Annotated in this window: 14 protein-coding genes; 7 read left to right on the forward strand and 7 right to left on the reverse strand. The window is 71.9% G+C overall.

Features of this window, described 5'->3' with window-relative positions; all coding sequences use genetic code 11:
* Positions 1–82: 82 nt before the first annotated feature.
* The gene (locus tag ACOKM3_RS35070) at positions 83–742 is read right to left on the reverse strand and encodes a TetR/AcrR family transcriptional regulator (protein WP_426905251.1); all 660 of its coding nucleotides are present in this window, start codon (positions 740–742) and stop codon (positions 83–85) included.
* Between the two features lie 130 nt (positions 743–872).
* Between ACOKM3_RS35070 and ACOKM3_RS35075 the strand changes: the two genes are divergently transcribed.
* The 3 genes from ACOKM3_RS35075 to ACOKM3_RS35085 are packed head-to-tail and all read left to right on the forward strand — an operon-like array spanning position 873 to position 4,931.
* Positions 873–2,063, forward strand: coding sequence for a CaiB/BaiF CoA transferase family protein (locus tag ACOKM3_RS35075; RefSeq protein WP_426905252.1), 1,191 nt, complete (start codon positions 873–875; stop codon positions 2,061–2,063).
* Between the two features lie 40 nt (positions 2,064–2,103).
* Positions 2,104–3,516, forward strand: a complete 1,413-nt coding sequence (locus ACOKM3_RS35080; RefSeq protein ID WP_426905253.1) for an MFS transporter — start codon at positions 2,104–2,106, stop codon at positions 3,514–3,516.
* A complete protein-coding gene (locus ACOKM3_RS35085; RefSeq protein WP_426905254.1) occupies positions 3,513–4,931 on the forward strand; it encodes an amidase in 1,419 nt (472 codons plus the stop codon). The genes ACOKM3_RS35080 and ACOKM3_RS35085 overlap by 4 nt, the downstream gene beginning before the upstream one ends.
* A gap of 28 nt (positions 4,932–4,959) precedes the next feature.
* On the opposite strand, the gene ACOKM3_RS35090 is transcribed toward ACOKM3_RS35085, so the two are convergent.
* Positions 4,960–5,592: a class I SAM-dependent methyltransferase gene (locus tag ACOKM3_RS35090; RefSeq protein ID WP_426905255.1), complete on the reverse strand. Its 633-nt coding sequence runs from the start codon at positions 5,590–5,592 to the stop codon at positions 4,960–4,962.
* Positions 5,593–5,653: 61 nt separating this feature from the next.
* On the opposite strand from ACOKM3_RS35090, the gene ACOKM3_RS35095 reads away from it, so the two are divergent.
* The gene (locus ACOKM3_RS35095; RefSeq protein ID WP_426905256.1) at positions 5,654–6,340 is read left to right on the forward strand and encodes a TetR/AcrR family transcriptional regulator; all 687 of its coding nucleotides are present in this window, start codon (positions 5,654–5,656) and stop codon (positions 6,338–6,340) included.
* A gap of 57 nt (positions 6,341–6,397) precedes the next feature.
* Here the strand turns inward: ACOKM3_RS35095 and ACOKM3_RS35100 are convergent, their stop codons facing one another.
* A complete protein-coding gene (locus ACOKM3_RS35100; RefSeq protein WP_426905257.1) occupies positions 6,398–7,384 on the reverse strand; it encodes a helix-turn-helix transcriptional regulator in 987 nt (328 codons plus the stop codon).
* 495 nt (positions 7,385–7,879) lie between these two features.
* On the opposite strand from ACOKM3_RS35100, the gene ACOKM3_RS35105 reads away from it, so the two are divergent.
* Positions 7,880–9,301 (forward strand): aminopeptidase P family protein, encoded by a 1,422-nt coding sequence (locus ACOKM3_RS35105; RefSeq protein ID WP_426905258.1) that lies wholly within the window; start codon positions 7,880–7,882, stop codon positions 9,299–9,301.
* A 454-nt stretch (positions 9,302–9,755) separates the two neighbouring features.
* Here ACOKM3_RS35105 and ACOKM3_RS35110 read toward each other — a convergent pair whose 3' ends face one another.
* Positions 9,756–10,247 (reverse strand): MarR family winged helix-turn-helix transcriptional regulator, encoded by a 492-nt coding sequence (locus ACOKM3_RS35110; protein WP_426905259.1) that lies wholly within the window; start codon positions 10,245–10,247, stop codon positions 9,756–9,758.
* A gap of 119 nt (positions 10,248–10,366) precedes the next feature.
* On the opposite strand from ACOKM3_RS35110, the gene ACOKM3_RS35115 reads away from it, so the two are divergent.
* Positions 10,367–11,872 carry an MFS transporter gene (locus ACOKM3_RS35115; protein ID WP_426905260.1) on the forward strand — a complete coding sequence of 502 codons (1,506 nt, stop codon included), beginning with the start codon at positions 10,367–10,369 and terminating at the stop codon, positions 11,870–11,872.
* Between the two features lie 96 nt (positions 11,873–11,968).
* Here the strand turns inward: ACOKM3_RS35115 and ACOKM3_RS35120 are convergent, their stop codons facing one another.
* Both ACOKM3_RS35120 and ACOKM3_RS35125 read right to left on the reverse strand, forming a co-directional pair.
* On the reverse strand, positions 11,969–13,609 hold the full coding sequence (locus tag ACOKM3_RS35120) for an AMP-binding protein (protein WP_426905261.1): 1,641 nt from the start codon (positions 13,607–13,609) through the stop codon (positions 11,969–11,971).
* Between the two features lie 304 nt (positions 13,610–13,913).
* Positions 13,914–15,134 carry a metallophosphoesterase gene (locus ACOKM3_RS35125; RefSeq protein WP_426905262.1) on the reverse strand — a complete coding sequence of 407 codons (1,221 nt, stop codon included), beginning with the start codon at positions 15,132–15,134 and terminating at the stop codon, positions 13,914–13,916.
* A gap of 169 nt (positions 15,135–15,303) precedes the next feature.
* Between ACOKM3_RS35125 and ACOKM3_RS35130 the strand changes: the two genes are divergently transcribed.
* Positions 15,304–16,629, forward strand: coding sequence for a deoxyguanosinetriphosphate triphosphohydrolase family protein (locus ACOKM3_RS35130; protein WP_426905263.1), 1,326 nt, complete (start codon positions 15,304–15,306; stop codon positions 16,627–16,629).
* Between the two features lie 31 nt (positions 16,630–16,660).
* On the opposite strand, the gene ACOKM3_RS35135 is transcribed toward ACOKM3_RS35130, so the two are convergent.
* Positions 16,661–17,287 carry a TetR/AcrR family transcriptional regulator gene (locus tag ACOKM3_RS35135; protein ID WP_426905265.1) on the reverse strand — a complete coding sequence of 209 codons (627 nt, stop codon included), beginning with the start codon at positions 17,285–17,287 and terminating at the stop codon, positions 16,661–16,663.
* Between the last annotated feature and the right edge of the window lie 8 nt (positions 17,288–17,295).

A 17,295-nucleotide genomic window follows, 5' to 3' on the forward strand; every position in this document is an offset into this window, starting at 1 on the left:
GTGCAGCCACACCCCACCGGTTCCCACACCCCTGAACCGCCGTCGCCGGAAAGCCCGCCCTCGCGACACCAACAAGGACCCGTCACGCCTGCCCGGACCCCTGCGACGGCGGCGCGGTGAGTCCGGCCAGCATGAGGCCGTAGGCCCGGGCGGCTCGCGCGTCGAGTTCGTCGACGGTGACGCCCGTGTCGCGGGCGTAGGCCTCGCGGAAGATGACGTAACCCATCTGCGCCGCGGCGGTCATGACATGGGCGGCGACGACATCGGCCTCCTCGGGCAGGGAGCCGTCGGCCTGGTCGCGTTCCAGGCTCTGCAGCGTCTGGGAGAAGCGAGGCAGAGGGCTGAAGTTGTCGTCGCCGTCGAGCGCCAGGAGCGCTTCGAGCTTGACCAGTTCGGGCTCGTCCAGCCGATGCCGGAACATCTCGCGGCGCCGCTCGGAGAACGGCTGTTCCCAGTGGTCGCCGCGCTCCTCGCTCTGGCGCTCGACGAGTTCGGACGCCGCGGCGCGCAGCAGGGACTGCCGGGTGCCGAAGTACTGGTAGATCTGCCCGTGGTTGACGCCCGCCTCGGCGGCGATCTCGCGGAGGTTCACCCCGGCGAGGACTCCGTCGCGCTCCAGCAGGGTGCGCGCGGCGGACAGCAGGTCCGCCTCGGTCTCCTCGCGGCTGCGTCGCCGGCGCCGCTTCTTCCCGGCCCCGGTCCGCCCGGCCTCACCCGCCGCGCCGGCCCCACTGTCGGTCATGTGCTGCTCCCCGTCCGTCCTGGACAAAACTTCCCGCCTCAACCCTTGCCGTGCCGAGGGGACCACTCTAAGGTCCCGCTAACAACGTTTCGTTAATAACGGAACGTGAATAGCGTGCGAAGGGGCACCCATGTCGACACTTCCGCTGGCGGGCATACGCGTCCTCGACCTGTCCACCGTCCTGGCCGCGCCGGTCACCGCCACGTTTCTCGGCGACTTCGGCGCCGAGGTCGTCAAGGTCGAGGACCCCGGCCGCGGCGACTTCACGCGTGGCACGACCCCGGGCGCCCGGTCCCCGTACTGGGCACAGGAGGCCCGCAACAAGAAGTCCGTCACCCTGGATCTGCGCACCGAAGCGGGACAGCGGGTGGTGCGACGGCTCGTGCCGCACTTCGACGTCGTCATCACCAACTACCGCCCGCCGACCCTCAAGGCGTGGGGCCTGGACCCGGACTCGCTGCGCGAACTCGCGCCGGACACCGTGCTCGTGTACGTCACGGGCTACGGCCTGACCGGGCCGTACAGCGACCGCGGATCCTTCGACCGCATCGCGAGTGCCTTCGCCGGACTGACGTACGTGACCGGCGACGCGGACCGCCCGCCGGTGCGCAGCGGGTACTCCACGATCGACTACATGGCCGCCTACCTGGGCGCGTTCTCGGTGGTCACCGCGCTCTACCACCGTGACACCAGGGGCGGTGGCGGCCAGGTGATCGATCTGGCCCTGTACGAGGCGGGGTTCCGGGCCTCGGAGGACGCGCTCGCCGCGTACGCGACGACGGGCAGGGTCCGCGAGCGACTGGGGAACCGGAACCCGCAGATCGTGCCCGCCAGCGACTTCACCACCGCCGACGGGCGCCGCGTGTCGATCCATGCCGGAACCGACGGCCTCTTCGGTCGCCTCGCCGAGGCCATGGGACGCCCGGAGCTGGCGACGGACCCCTCGTACGCGACGCGTGCGGCACGGATGGACAACGCGGACGCGCTGTACGCCGTCGTCGCGGACTGGGCGGTCGGGTACGCGGCGGACGAGGTGACAAAGCTGCTGAGCGATGCCGGGATTCCGGCATCGCCGCTGATGAGCATCGCCGACATCGCCGCCGACGCGCACTACCGGGAGCGGGGGACGCTCGTCACGGTGGAGGACCCCGACTTCGGGCCGCTGCCGATGGTCGCTCCGCTGCCGAGGATGTCGAAGACTCCGGGCAGCATCCGGTCCACAGGACCCGCCCTCGGCGAGCACAACTCCGAGGTGTACGCGGGTGTGCTCGGCCTCTCGGAAGACGAACTCGCGGCCCTGCGGGCCGACGGCGTGATCTGACCCCTCCTGCCCATTTCCTCGTCCGGGAGGTATCGCACCCATGGCCGTCACCCTGCAAGCCACCGCACTCGGGAGGCGTCTCGACCGGCTCCCGCTCGGTCCGTTCCACCGCCGTATGGTCATCGCTCTCGCCGGGATGATCCTCTTCGAATGGGTGGAGACCTATGCCTTCGCGTTCGTCGCCCCCGCTCTGCGCGAGCAGTGGGGCATGCCGCTGTCGACCGTCGCGCTCGTCGCCGGAGTCGGTCAGCTCGGCGCCTTCGCGGGAGGCATTCTGAGCGGCTATCTCGCCGACCGGATCGGCCGCCGGCGCACCATGCTGGCCTGCGTCACCCTCTACTGCGTCGCCACCGTCGGCTGCGTACTGGTCCAGAACCCATGGCAGTTGATCGCCGCCCGCACCGCCGCGCACCTCGGTGTCCAGGGCATGGCCGTGGTCGCCATCGTCGTCCTCAGCGAATTCGTTCCCGCCGCCGCCCGGGGGCGCCTGCAGACGTACAAGGTGGCGGTCGGCTCGCTCGGTATCCCCATCGCCGCCTGGGTCGGCTACTTCCTGGTGCCGCAGTGGACCTGGGGCTGGCGCCTCGTGTTCGGCCTCGGTCTCTTCGGCGTCGTCTTCGCCTGGCTGATCCACCGCTGGGTCCCGGAAAGTCCCCGCTGGCTCGCCTCCCGGGGCCGGTTCGCCGAGGCCGAGGACATCGTGCGCTCGATCGAGCTCCGGTCCGGCGTCCGGCCGCCGGTCGACGGGCCGCCCGCACCGGCCACGACGACGGTGCCGGACCAGGCCGGCGCTCCGGAGCGCCCCCGGATCAGCGAACTGTGGACCGGCGCCAACCGCCGCAACTTCCTTGTCGTCAGCACGATGTGGGTGACCGGACTGCTCGCCTACTCCGCGTACAACACCTGGACGCCGACACTCCTCGCCGAGACCGGACTCGACCTCGACGACACGCTGCTGCTGTCCGCTGCCCTGGCGACCGCCGCTCCGCTGGGGGCTCTGGTGACCGTGCCGCTCATCGACCGGTGGGACCGGCGCCGGACCCAACTCGTCCTGGGTGCCCTGTCCGCCGTCACTCTGCTGTTGTTCGCGTTCGTCCGCGCCCCCGCCGCCGTCCTGATCCTGGGCTGCCTGGTCAGCCTGCTGTTCCAGATGGCCGTGCCCTTCCTCCAGGTGTACTCGGCCGAGATCTTCCCCACCCGCATCCGCGCCCTCGGCTCGGGCACCGCCAACGCCCTGTCCCGCATCTTCAACTTCGCCGCCCCGATGATCGTCGCCGCCGTCTACAGCGGCGCCGGATACACGGCCGTCTTCGCCCTGCTCGCTGTACTTGCCGCCACCGGCGGCCTGGTCGCCGCCCGCTTCGGCCCGCGCACCACCGGCATCAGCCTGGAAGCCGCCGCCACCTCCGCCACCTCCGCCCTCGTCCGGACCCCCAAGGAACCCACGACATGACCGATCTGTCCTACGCCTCGGCGACCGAACTCACCGATCTGATCCGCCGCCGGGAGCTCTCACCGACCGAGCTGATGCGCCACACCCTCGACCGGATCGCCACGGCCGACAAGGCGATCAACTCCGTCGTCGCGCTCGACCCCGAGCGGGCACTCTCCGAAGCCACCGACCTCGAACGGCGCCTCGCCCACGGAGAGAGTGCGGGGCCCCTCGCAGGCCTGCCGGTCCTCGTCAAGGATCTCGAGGACGCCGCGGGCTTCCGCACCACCCGAGGCACGCGCGCCTACCGGGACGGCGCGCCCGCCGACCACGACAGCGTGCACGTCTCCCGGCTGCGGGCCGCCGGCGCCCTGGTCATCGGCAAGACGAACACACCCCCGCTCGGCGCCGCCGTGCACACCGCCAACGAGGCCTTCGGCGTCACCCGCAACCCGTGGAATCCCGAGCGGACTCCGGGAGGTTCGAGCGGTGGGTCGGCCGCGGCGGTCGCCGCCGGACTCGTCGCCCTGGCCACCGCCGGAGACGGCGGCGGCTCCACCCGCATCCCGGCCGCACTCTGCGGCGTCGTCGGCCTCAAACCGTCCCGCGGACGCGTCCCGCACGGCCCGTCCCGGATGCCGCAGTGGACCCAGCACTCCTGTCTGAGCGGCATGGCCCGCACCGTCCGGGACACCGCGCTGCACCTCGACGTCGCCGCCGGACACCACCCCGTCGACCCCAACTCGCTGCCCGCACCCGCCCTTTCGTACCGTGCGGCCCTCGCCGAGCCGCTGCCCGCTCTGCGTATCGGCGTCCTGCGCACCCTCGGCGTCGCCGCACCGCGCCCCGAGATCCTGCGCGCCCTCGACCACGCGGCCGGCATCCTGCGTGACCAGGGCCACGACGTCCGTGACGACGAGGCGGACCTCCCTGGCGCCGACCGGTTCCCCGCCCCCTTCCAACTGCGGCAGCGCCTTCTGGCGTACGCCCGACTGCTCGACGTCCACGAGGACTTCACCGCCCGCCAGGACGCCTTCGAGCCGTGGTTCGCCGATGTCCTCGACGGCAGCCGCTCGCTCGGACCGGCCGAGCAGGCCGCCTACTGGGCCCACCGGTCCCGCCTCGGCCACTGGGCGGCCAACCTCTTCGGCCGGTACGACCTGCTGCTCATGCCTACCACCCCCACCACCGCGTGGCCCGCCGAAGGCCCCGACATCGCCGCGGCCGTCCGGGACAGGGCCCTGCCCATCTCGTACACCTCCGTCTTCAACGACACCGGCCACCCCGCCATCAGCATCCCCACCGGCACTGCCCCGGACGGCCTGCCCCTCGCCGTCCAGCTCGTCGCCCCCCATCACCGCGACGACCTCGCCCTGACCGCCGCCCACACACTCGAACCGTCCTACGGCACCCAGCACCCGCCGGCGTTCTTCTGACGCGGGGGCAGGGGCGGGTCGACAGCCCTCACGCCGCCGCCCCGTCGCGCTGCAAGGTGAACCAGAACGTCGGGAACGGGTTCGTGCCCGGTGTGACGTCGGTCAGGTGCCACCCCGGGAACCTGGAACGGAGTTCGTCCGCGGTGGTTCCGGAGAACCGGTCGTCGAGCACCCCGGGGGCGTAGCCGAACATCAGCAGGCGTGCTCCCGGTGCGGCCCGTGCCGTGAGGCCGGACGCGTAGGCGTCGCGGCGGTGTGTCGGGATGCCGCAGAAGCAGCTCAGGTCGAAGAACAGGTCGTACGGGCCGGGCACGCCCACCTCGTCGAGGCGCGTGGCGTCCCCGCACAGCACCGTGACGTCCACCCCCGCCGTGGCCGCCTTCTCGCGGGCCTGCCGGACCGCGCGGTCGACCAGGTCCACGGCCGCCACCTGCCAGCCGTGCCGGGCCAGGTACACGGAGTTGGTCCCGGTGCCGCAGCCGAGTTCGAGGGCGCGGCCGGATGGCGGCGCGGCGGGTCCCTCCACCACGTCCACCAGCTCGGGCGGTGTGACGCCGCTGTCCCACGGCGGCTCGCCGTCCCGGTAGTAGTCCTCCAACGCGCGGCGCACCGCCGCCTCTTGGTCGAGCTCCGCGGCCGTCCATGTCCCGGTCTCGCGCATCGTTGCCCCCAAGTACTTAGAGTTGAACTCTAGTGACTGACTCTAGAGATAGACTCCGGGCATGGCGGCGGTCAAGGGATCCGACACAGGTACCGGCAAACCCATCGGTAAGCGCATCGACAAGCGGCCCGACAAGAGGGCCGAGCGTTCGCGGCGAACCCGCGAGAAGGTCGTCGCGGCCGCGCGGGAGCTGTTCGTCGCGCAGGGGTACGGGGCGACGAGCCTTCAGGAGGTCGCGGACCGTGCGGGCGTGGCCGTGCAGACGGTGTACTTCGTGTTCCGCAACAAGCGCGCGCTGTTCAAGGACGTCGTCGACACGTCCATCGCCGGTGACGCCGAACCGGTCGCGACGATGGAGCGGGACTGGTTCCGCGACGCGTGCGCCGAGCCCACCGCGGCCGGCCAACTCCGCGCCCACGTACGGGGGGTGCGCGAGATCCTCGGCCGGGTCGCCCCGATCATGCCGCTCATCGCGGCCGCCGCGGCCACCGATCCGGAGATCGCCGCGCAGTGGCCCGCGAGTCCGGATCCGCGCTACACGGTCCAGTACGCCGCGGCCGAAGCGCTGGTCACCAAGCCCGACGCCCGCGCCGACGTCGATGTCGCCCGCGCCGCCGATCTGCTGTACGGGGTGCTCAGCCCCGAGCTGTACCTGGTCTTCGTCCGTGACCGAGGCTGGTCCCCGGACGCCTGGGAGGAATGGGCCCGCGCGGCCCTGACCGCCGACCTCTGCGCCGACCACGAGTAGGACGGTTCTCCTGCCGTTCCCCTGCCATGACCCGTCCGTCGTACGTACGGGGATCCGTCACAGCCACCCGTTGCGCTGCGCGTGCAGTGCGAGCTGGAAGCGGTTCGCGGCGCCGAGCCGGGCCATCAGGATCTGCAGGCGGCGGAAGAGGGTGCGTCGGCTGATGCCCAGTTCGCGGGCGATGGTCTCGTCGCTCGCACCGCCCGCGAGGAGCCACAGCAGCCGGCGGTCGGCGGGCGGCGGGCCGCCCGGGGCCGAGGTGCGGCCGTGGAACGGCAGGGCCTGGCGCCAGCACTGCTCGAACAGGGCCACCAGCGCGGTCAGCAGCCCGCACGGCTGCACGACCAGCGTCGTGTGGTTCACGTCGGCCTCCTCGATGGCCAGCGACACCAGGGCGTACGCGTCGTCGATGATCACGAGCTTGACCGGTACCGAGGGGAGCACCCTGGCCTGCTCGCCGGCGTTGATGCACGGTTCGATGGACTCCCGCAGGCGGCCCGGATGCTCCAGTGACTCGCGCGAGTAGACGACGCGCTGGGTGACGCCGCGGGCGAGTGTGGCCAGCGCGTCGTCCGTGGACTCGGGCATGGGTGTGTACGGCGGTGACTCCAGCTGGCGGATCTGCTCGCGCGCGCTCGCCCAGGCCTGCCGCGTCCGGGGGCCCACGGCGTCACCGGTGACGACCTCGACGAGCGCGTCCCGGTGGGTGGCGAGGCGTCGGCGCCGGAACGACTCGAAGGCACCGCCGACGGCGACCCGCGACTCCTCCAGCTCCGCCGTCCGGTGCCGGGCGAGCACCTCCAGCGCGGCGGCGGGCGGCACGGGTGCCACCGGATCCCCGTCCGGGCCGGTGGCCACGGCGAGACCGGCGTCGACGAGCGTGGCGTACGCCGCGGCCGGGTCGTCGGTACGGTCCAGGCCCGCCGCCGCGGCGATCTCGCCCAGCGGAGCGGGGGCCAGGTCGAGCAGCGCCGGATAGAGCCGGGCCGCCGCGTCGTCGAGGCCGAGCAGCCGGAGGGCCGCGCCGAGTTTCGCGTTGGTCATGAAGCGCATTATCGACTGCCTCCCTAGCCCGCGCGTGACCGATCCGTGCCAGTGGCACTACTGGGCACCAGAGGCCCGCCGGGCCGACTACGGTGCGCGGGTACCGCGGCCGACGGCGGCGGAACGCCGTGGCTGACCGGTAGCGGAACGCCGTGGCCGACTGACAGCGGAGCATCGTGGCCGACCGGCGGCGGAACACCGCAGCCGACCGGCAGCGGAGCATCGTGGCTGACCCGGCAGTGGAACACCGCAGCCGGCCGGCCACGGAGCACCGTGGCCGACCAGCTGCGGAACACCGTGTCTGCCGGCGGCCGAACATCGCAGCCGACCGGCAGTGGAACATCGCAGCCGACCGGCCGCGGAGCACCGCAGCCGACCGGCCGCAGAACGCCGTGGCCGACCAGCCGCGGAGCACCGCAGCCGACCGGTAGCGGAACACGCCGGCCGACCAGCCGCGGCCCCCCCGACCACCCAAAGGATTGGAAGGCACACGTCATGGCCGAAGGCCGCAGGAATGGGCTCTACTCCGGGATCTCCGAGGAACTGTCCGCCCTGATGCGCACGCACTGGGCGGACACCGAGCGGCGTGACCTGGCCCCCGACGAGCAGGCCCCGTACGCGGCCGCCCGGCGCGCCGCGCTCTCCGCCCGCTTCCCCGGTGAGCGGCTCGTGATCCCCTCGGGGAACCTCAAGGTGCGGTCGAACGACGACACCTACCCGTTCCGGCCCTACTCGGCGTACGTCCACCTGACCGGGGACCAGGCCCGTGACGGCGCGCTCGTGCTCGAACCCCGCGCGGACGGCGGCCACGACGCGTACTGCTACCAGCTTCCGCGCGACAGCCGCGACGACGACGGGTTCTGGACCGGTGCCACCGCCGAGCTGTGGATGGGCCGCCGCCGTTCCCTCGCGGAGGCGCAGCGCGTACTCGGCCTGGAGTGCCGGGACGTGCGTACGGCCGCCGCCGACCTGGCTTCCGCCTGCGCCACCGGCAGCGCACCCACCCGTATCGTCCGCGGCGTGGACCCGGCCCTGGAGGCCGCCGTCACGACCGACGCCGACCGCGACGCCGAACTGGTGACGGCGCTCGACGACCTGCGCGTCGTCAAGGACGACTGGGAGATCGCCGAGATCCGCGGCGCGGTCGACTCGACCGTGCGCGGATTCACCGACGTGGTCGGGGAGTTGTCGAAGGCGGTCGCCTCGTCCGAGCGGTGGATCGAGGGAACCTTCTTCCGCCGCGCGCGACTTGAGGGCAACGCCGTCGGCTACGGCAGCATCTGCGCGGCCGGCGAGCACGCCACGATCATGCACTGGACCGACAACGACGGCCCGGTGCGCCCCGGCGACCTGCTCCTGCTCGACGCCGGCGTCGAATCACGCACCCTCTACACCGCCGACGTCACCCGCACCCTGCCGATCAACGGCACCTTCACGCCCGTCCAGCGCCGGATCTACGACGCGGTGTACGAGGCCCAGGAGGCGGGCTTCGCGGCGGTGAAGCCGGGCGCCGCGTACCGGGACTTCCACGAGGCGGCCCAGCGCCACCTGGCGGTCCGGCTCGTCGAGTGGGGCTTCATCGAGGGCCCGGCCGAGCGCGTCTACGAGCTCGGTCTCCAGCGGCGCTTCACCATGGCGGGCACCGGCCACATGCTGGGCCTCGACGTCCACGACTGCGCGCAGGCCCACACCGAGGAGTACGTCGACGGGGTCCTCGCACCGGGCATGGTGCTCACCGTCGAGCCCGGCCTGTACTTCCAGGCCGACGACCTGAGCGTGCCCGAGGAGTGGCGCGGCATCGGCGTACGGATCGAGGACGACCTGCTGGTCACCGCCGAAGGACACGAGAACCTGTCGGCGGGCCTGCCGCGTTCGGCGGACGAGGTCGAGGCGTGGATGGCCCGGAACGCGGGCTGAACACACGGGCCGAGCGGGCCGCGGAACCGGCGCGTGCGGCACGGCGGGGCCCGCCACCGTACGGTGTGCGCCAGCTGGAGCCGCATCGCCGACAACACGGCTCCAGCCCCTGCTCTCCACACGTGACTTGGCCGACGGGGCAACTCCCGCAGCCCTCGCCCCGCCCTCACGCCAGGAGGGCAACTCGCGCGAGGACCAAGGGGGAGCCGTGGTCCCGCACCGTCCTGGCCGCCGCCACAGCTGCGAAGGCGACCGGGCACCTCCAGCCTCCCACCGCGGCGACGGCGTGTCCGCCCAACGACCCGATGCGTCTTTGTGCCGGGCCGACCGCCTCAAGGAGGGCGAACGAGCGGCCGCCGCCGCTGTGAACGGCGGCCGCGTGCTCCGTACTGGTAGCCGCTCCCGGCCCAACATGACCTGTTACGCGGAACCGGGGCGGATTCGATGGCGGGGTCTAACCGCGCTGCCGCGGCCGTCGCGCCGGAGACGGGGTCGGGGACGGGGTGTTCAGGTGGCCGTCCGCCAGGTGGTTCATCAGGCGCAGGAACGTCTCCCGGTCCTTCGCCGGAAACGCCCCCAGTGCCTCCTCGTGCACCCGGTCCACGATCTCCTGGCTGCGCGCGGCGACCCGCGCGCCCTCCTCGGTCACCGCGATGATCCGCGCCCGCCGGTCCGCACTCGACGGCCGGCGCTCCGCGAGGCCCGCCTTCTCCAGGGCGTCGACGGTCACGACCATCGTCGTCTTGTCCATGTCGCCGATCTCGGCGAGCTGGTTCTGCGTGCGCTCCTCCTCGAGGGCGTGGACGAGCACGCAGTGCATGCGGGCCGTGAGGCCGATCTCCGCGAGCGCCGCCGCCATCCGCGTGCGCAGCACATGGCTGGTGTGGTCCAGCAGGTACGAGAGGTCCGGCCTGGTCCGAGTGGGTGCGGGCGTCATGGCGGTCATGGTGTCCAGGATAGTCCACGACTGGTTCCGAGAAATATAGTCTACAACGGAACTATCTGTTACGGTCGTGTTGTCGTCGCCGCCCGGGAGGGGAGGCGACTCGACCGAAGGGCATCGCCGTGTCCGCATCGCCCGCCTCACCTGTCCCGTCGCAGAGCCCGTCCGTCCCGCCACAGGGCTCGTCCCGCTGGGTCGCCCTCGGCGTCATCGCCACGGGGACCCTGATGATCATCCTCGACGGCTCCATCGTCACCGTGGCCCTGCCGGCCATCCAGGACGACCTCAACTTCACGCCCACCGCCCTGAGTTGGGTGGTCAACGCCTACCTCATCGCCTTCGGGAGCCTGCTCCTGCTCGCCGGGCGTCTCGGTGACCTCATCGGCCGCAAGAGGATGTTCCTCGCGGGCACCGCCGTCTTCACCGCGGCCTCGCTGCTCGCGGGGATGGCCACGAGCCCCGGCGTCCTGCTCGCCGCCCGCTTCCTGCAGGGCGTCGGCAGCGCGATGGCCGCCGCCGTCGGCCTCGGCATTCTTGTCACGCTCTTCACCGAACCCCGTGAACGGGCCCGCGCCATCGGCGTGTTCAGCTTCACCGGCGCCGCCGGAGCCTCGATCGGCCAGGTGCTCGGGGGTGTACTCACCGACGCCCTCGACTGGCACTGGATCTTCTACGTCAACCTGCCCATCGGCGCCGCCGTGCTAGCCCTCGCGGTGCCCGCACTCCCTGTCGACCGCGGCCTCGGGCTGCGCGCGGGGGCCGACGCCTGGGGTGCGCTGCTGATCACGTCCGGCCTGATGCTCGGCATCTACGGCGTCGTCAACATCGAGGCGTACGGGGTGAGTTCGTGGCAGGCGGCCGGACTGATCGTGACCGGGGTCGTGCTCGTCGCCGCGTTCGTCGTGCGCCAGGCCCGGGCCCGTACGCCGCTCATGCCGCTGCGCATCCTGCGCTCGCGCACCGTCGTCGGCGCCAATGTCACCCAGATCCTCACGCTCGCCGCGATGTTCGCCTTCCAGGTGCTCGCCGCCCTCTATATGCAGGAGGTGCTCGGATACGGGGCCCTGGCGACCGGCCTCGCGATGCTGCCGGCCGCCGTCATGATCGGCGCGGTCTCGCTGGGCGCCTCGGCCCGGCTCTCCGCGCGCTTCGGACAACGGCGGGTGCTGCTCGCCGGGTTGGCGCTCCTGGCTGGTGCGCTCGGATATCTCGCCCGGGTGCCCGTGCAGGGGGAGTACGTGCCCGATCTGCTGCCCGTGATGCTGCTCATCTCCGGCGGCGGGCTCGTGCTCCCGGCGCTCGCGGGGCTCGGGATGTCGGCGGCGCGCGAGGAGGACGCAGGACTGGCCTCGGGTCTGTTCAACACGACGCAGCAGATCGGCATGGCGCTCGGCGTGGCGGTCCTGTCGACGCTGTCCGCGGCCCGGGCGAACGCCCTGATGGACAGCGGCAGTTCGCAGGCCGCCGCGCTCACCGGTGGGTACCGGCTCGCGTTCGCGGTCGGGGCCGGTCTGATCGGAGCGGCGTTCGTGGTCGCGCTGGTGGTGCTCCGCCGACCCGCGCGGACTGCGGAACGGGAGACCCCGCCGACTCCGGGCCGCGCTCCCTCCTTGTCGTCGCGCTCCTGATGTCTCGGTGTCCGCGCGGCGACCCGGCGGGCGTGGAACGCGGCCTCGCCCTCTGCTCCCGCAGAGGGCGAGGCCGCGTTCGACACCCGGTAGGCGTCAGACCTGTTCCTCCGCACGCTGCCGCAGCAGCTTCTTGTCCGGCTTGCCCGCGTCCGTCAGGGGCAGCGCGTCCACGAAGGTGATGTGGGCCGGCTCGTACATCGGGCCGCGCTGCCCGCGCACCGCCGCCCGCAGTTCCTCCGCCTCCGCCGCGACGCCCGGCGCGGCCACGACCGCGGCGTGCACCTGCTCCATGCGGTCGGCGTCCCGGACGCCGAAGACCGCGCTCTGCAGCACCTTCGGGTGCGAGTTGAGCAGGTCCTCCAGCTCGGTGGTGTACACATGGCCGCCGACGACCACGATCATGTCCTTGAGCCGGTCCACGACGGTGATGTAGTTCTCCTCGTCGAGGAAGCCGATGTCACCGGTGTGCAGCCAGCCGTCCCGCAGCACCTCGGCGGTCAGCTCCGGCTGCTTCCAGTAGCCGGTCATCGTGCCCTCGGACCGGATGCAGATCTCGCCCAGCTCGCCGACCGGCAGATCCTTGCCGTCGGTGTCGCGGATGGCGACCTCCACGCTCGGCAGCACCTTGCCCGCGGAGCGCATCCGCTCGGGCCGGTCCAGGTCGTGGTCGTCGGGGGTGAGCACGCTGATGCCGCCGGCCTCGTTCTGCCCGTAGAACTGCAGGAGTACGGGCCCGAAGCGGCGTACGGCGTCCGCGATCCGGGCGGGCGACGCCTGGCAGCCGCCGTACGTCAGGCCGCGCAGGCTGCTGACGTCGCGGCGCTCGGAGTCCGGGTGGTCGAGCAACTGGTAGACCAGCGGCGGCAGCAGGAACAGGTGCGTGATGCGCTCGCGCTCGATGGTGGCGAGTACCTCGCCCGCGTCGAAGTCGTCGAGCAGCACGATGCAGCCGCCGGAGTGGATGACGTTGTCCGCCAGCATGCCCGCGGCGTGCGCGAGGGTGGTGCAGGCGAGCTGCCGGGGCAACTCCCGCTCCGCGGGCCGCGCCTGATCGACCATCCGACGCATCCGGTTGACCTGCTCGAAGGTGGTGACGATGCCCTTGGGGTGGCCCGTCGTACCGCCGGTGTGCCGGATGGTGCAGATGTCATCGGGGCGGGCGCGGGACGCGAACGGCTCGCCGGGCTGCTCGGCGGCGAGCGCCAGCAGGTCCTGCCCGATCTCACGCTTGTCCTCGCCGAGCACGAGAACGTGCGGTACGGGCGCGCTCTCGGTGATCTCCACGGCGCGGTCCGCGTAGTGCGGGTCGACGATCAGTACCTGGGTCTCGACGTCCTGGACGATCGCCGCCTGCACATCGGCCGACAGCTTGTTGTAGAGGTGGTTGACCCGGCAGCCCACGAGATTGGCGGCGTAGCGGGCCGCGATGGTCTCGGGCAGATTGCCGCTGAGCAGGGTGACGGTCGCCTCGCGCGCGACGCCCTGAGCGGCGATCGCATGAGCCATGCGGTGTACCAGCGCGTGGAACTGACCCGCCGTCAGCCGACGGTCCTCGTAGACCAGGACCTCGCGGTCCGGGTGGGCCGCCAGTGCGTCGAGGTTGTCCTCGACGAAGGTGCGGAAGGGGCCCGGCGCGTCGGACGCGGCGTCAGATATGGCCGAGTCGTTCGAAGTGCCCTCGGACGCCTGGGGTGTTGCGGGGGTGGGGGTGGGTGCGGATGCCTCTGCAGGCATGGATTGTCCTCCTGGGGCCACCGGCTCGTATTTCTCCGTACGCGCCGGTGGTAGTGCTTTGTTGGTTGTGGGGGAGGCGGTCCGGAGCCGTCGGCGCATGACGCCGCGCCCGGCACAAGTGGCACCCGCCCGGGAACATTGGTTGCCCCGGACAACCAACACCCAGGCTAACTCCCCGCTCCATCCACACGCGCCTCGGGTTGGGGCGCATCCGCACGCTTGACTCCTTCTTTTCCTTTGTCCTTCCAGGATTTGACCTCTGTATCCGCCGGTGTCCCCGCGTGGTGTCCCGCGCGCGGTATCCCTACGCCGCCGTGGACCGCTCCGGTGAGCGGAGGACGAGAAGGGTGATCTCGCTGGGGGCGAAGACGCGGAAGGGCGGGCCCCAGAAGCCCGCGCCGCGGCTGGTGTAGAGGAGGGTGCGGGCGCCGTGGTGGCTGAGGCCGGCAAGGGCCGGTTGGTCGAGGCGGACCAGATGGTGGAAGGGCCAGATCTGGCCGCCGTGGGTGTGGCCGGAGAGCTGGAGGTCGATGCCCTGCGCTGCCGCGCGGTCGACGAACTTGGGCTGGTGGGCGAGGAGTAGCACCGGCAGGTCGGGGTCGGCGCCGTCGAGGGCTCCGGCGAGGTGGGCGCGGTGGCCCGCCAGTCCGGACGACTCTGCGGTGACGTCGTCGACGCCGGCGACCACGAGGGTGTCGCCGCCGCGTTCGAGGAGTAGATGACGGTTGCGCAGCGGCTCCCAGCCCAGCTCGTCCATCAGGTCGACCCAGCCCTGGGCCTCGCTGTAGTACTCGTGGTTGCCGGTGACGTAGACGCGGGCGTGAGTCGCCCGCACGGTGCCCAAGGGGGTCGCCTGGGCGCGACGGCGTTCGGCCGTGCCGTCCGCGATGTCGCCGGTGTGGCAGACCAGGTCGGCCTCCAGGGTGTTCACCGTCTCGCAGAGCCGGGCCGACCAGCGGGCGCGGTCGAGCGGACCGTAGTGGGTGTCGGTGATGAGGACGACCCGGGTGCCGTCCAACCCGGCTCCCAGGCGCGGGAGTTGAACGTCCAGCGTGCGCACACGTGGCACGCGTCGGGCCTCGGCGTACCCCCAGACGAGCAGCACGGCGGACACGCCGAGGACGGCCCAGGTGACGATGCGCGCCCGGCCCTCTCCGTCGCCCACGCCGGCCACGGTCAGGGCGAGCCGCAGCAGGACGCCGAGCAGAACGGACCACGTGAACAGGACCCAGATGCCGCCCAGCAGCGTGTCACCGACGATCGCCGCACGGTCCTGCTGGCGCCGCCCGTGGCCGCGCATCATCGCGAGCGGCATCCCGATCAGACCGACGACGAACAGGGCGGTGCCGGTCAGGGCGACGGGGAGCGGCCAGTGCTGGCCGGCGTGCAGGAGAACCCAGCACGGCACGGCCCACAGCAGGACGGGGGCGATCATGGGGATGTAGCGCATCAGGCGCTGCAGCCGACTCCGTGGCGCCTTCGGCGCTTCACTGGCGGCGGGTCGGGAGTTGCTGGTCTCGGTCACGCTTCCCCTCCTGAGGTGCGGGCCTCGAATTCCGGAGTGTCCTGGAGAGCTCATTGTCCGCCGTCATGGAAGCGCCCGACGTCCAGGCCCGTACGTACATCGGCCGCTGCTCGACGGCCGCCGTGCCGACCGAACACCAGGACGCGTTCCCGGCCAGTACCATCTCGCCATGCGACCTGCCCACTACACCGATGACGACCTGGAGCAGCACTCCCTCCGCCGACGCGTCGCGGACGACGGACAGCGGTCGGGGTTCGAGCACGATGTGGACCGCATCCTGTACTCGACGCAGTGGCGGGCGCTCGCGGGCAAGAGCCAGGTCGTCGCCAGCAGTGAACTCGGGGCGTACCACACCCGGCTCACCCACTCGATGAAGGTCGCGCAGCTGGGGCGGCGCATGGCCGAACGGCTGGAGCGGCGCTACGGCGGACCGAACCCGGCCCTGGTCGAGGCCGCCTGCATGGCGCACGACATCGGGCACCCGCCGTTCGGCCACGCCGGAGAGACGGCGCTGCGCGCGACGATGGACGAGCTGCACGCCGGGCACGGCGTCCTCGACAGCTTCGAGGGCAACGCGCAGACCCTGCACATCCTCACCTTCCTCGCCGCGCACAAGTACGCGGGCCATCGCGGCCTGCACCTGTCCCGGGCCTGCCTGGACGCGGCCACGAAGTACCCGTGGGAGCGCGCCGCGCGCGACGTCGACCCCGCGCGGCACGCCAAATGGGGTGTCTACGCGATCGACCAGGAGGCGTTCCGGTGGGTGCGGGCGGGCCGTGACGACGACGCGGTGCCGGTCGAGGAGCAGGTGATGGACTGGGCCGACGATGTCACCTACGCCTGCCACGACGTGGAGGACTTCTACCGTGCGGGGCTGATCCCGTTGGCCTCGCTGTTCCCGCCGCCCGGGGCCGCCGGTGGTGACACCGAGCGCGAGACGCGGCGCTTCCTGGACTACGTGGCGGCCAAGCGCCACCGCGAGGGCGCGGGCTTCGACCGCGACGAGGCGGTCCACATCCTGGCCGACATCGCAAAGGCGCTGTCGATCGCGAAGCCGTACGGGGGCCGCCACGAGGACGACGTCGCCCTCAACGCCCGTACCGCCAAGCTGATCGACCACTTCACCCGCGACATCGACCTGGAGGTCGGCGGCGCGGCCGCGATCCGGTACGGCGCCCGCCTCGTCGTCCCTATCGAGCGTCGGACGGCCTGCGAGCTGCTCAAGGAACTGGTCTGGTGCTACGTCATCGACCGCCCGGCCCTGGCGACCCAGCAGCACGGCAAGCGCCGCATCGTCTCCCAACTGCTGCGCTGGACCCACGAATCCCCGCACCTCCTGCCCACCGACCGCGCCGAGGAACTCGACCTCCACGGCGACCCACTGCGCGCCGCCGCCGACCACGTCGCCTCCCTGACGGAGGGTCAAGCAGTCGCCCTGCACCGCCGGTTGTCCGGCGTAGGCCTCGGCTCCGTGACCGACGGCGACTGGCTCTGAGTCGTACCGCGGGTCGACTCCGTGCCGGGGTTCAGCGGTCGTCGGCCCCGCACTCCAGGAGCGCCAACGCGTAGCGGGCGTGCTGGTCGCACAGGTCCTGCTTGGTCAGGCGCCCCTCTGGGCGGTACCACGTGGCGATGGAGGAGCACATCGCGAGGATGCTGCGCGCCGCGTCCTGCGGGTACGGGGTGGTGAAGACGCCCGACGCGGCGCCGGCGGCAACTAACTCCTCGAAGATCTCTTGGTTGCGGTCGCGCTCGGCGACCACCTGGGCGCGCTCCTCGCCCTCCAGGTGGCGCACCTCGCTCAGCGCGATGAGCATGGCGGTCTGGTAGTCCGCCACGAAGCTCACGTAGGCGCGTACGGCCGCGCCCAGTTGGTCGGCCACATCCTTGCCCGCGGTGTCCACCGCCGATGTCACCTGTGCGGACAGCATCGCGTTGGCGCGGTTCAGGAGCTCCGCGAGGAGGCGGGCCTTGGAGGGAAAGTAGTTGTAGAGATTGGACAGGCTGGTGCCCGCGGCGCGGGCGATGTCCCGCATCGAGGCACCGTTGAAGCCGCGCTCCGCGTACAGCTGCAGGGCGGCGCGGAGGATGGCCGCCTCATTGCCCCGTCCGGAGTCGCTGATCAGGTCCAGTACGGGAGAACGATCGTTCATGCGGGGAG

This window comes from Streptomyces nidicola (assembly GCF_050106155.1).
Classification (GTDB): Bacteria; Actinomycetota; Actinomycetes; order Streptomycetales; family Streptomycetaceae; genus Streptomyces.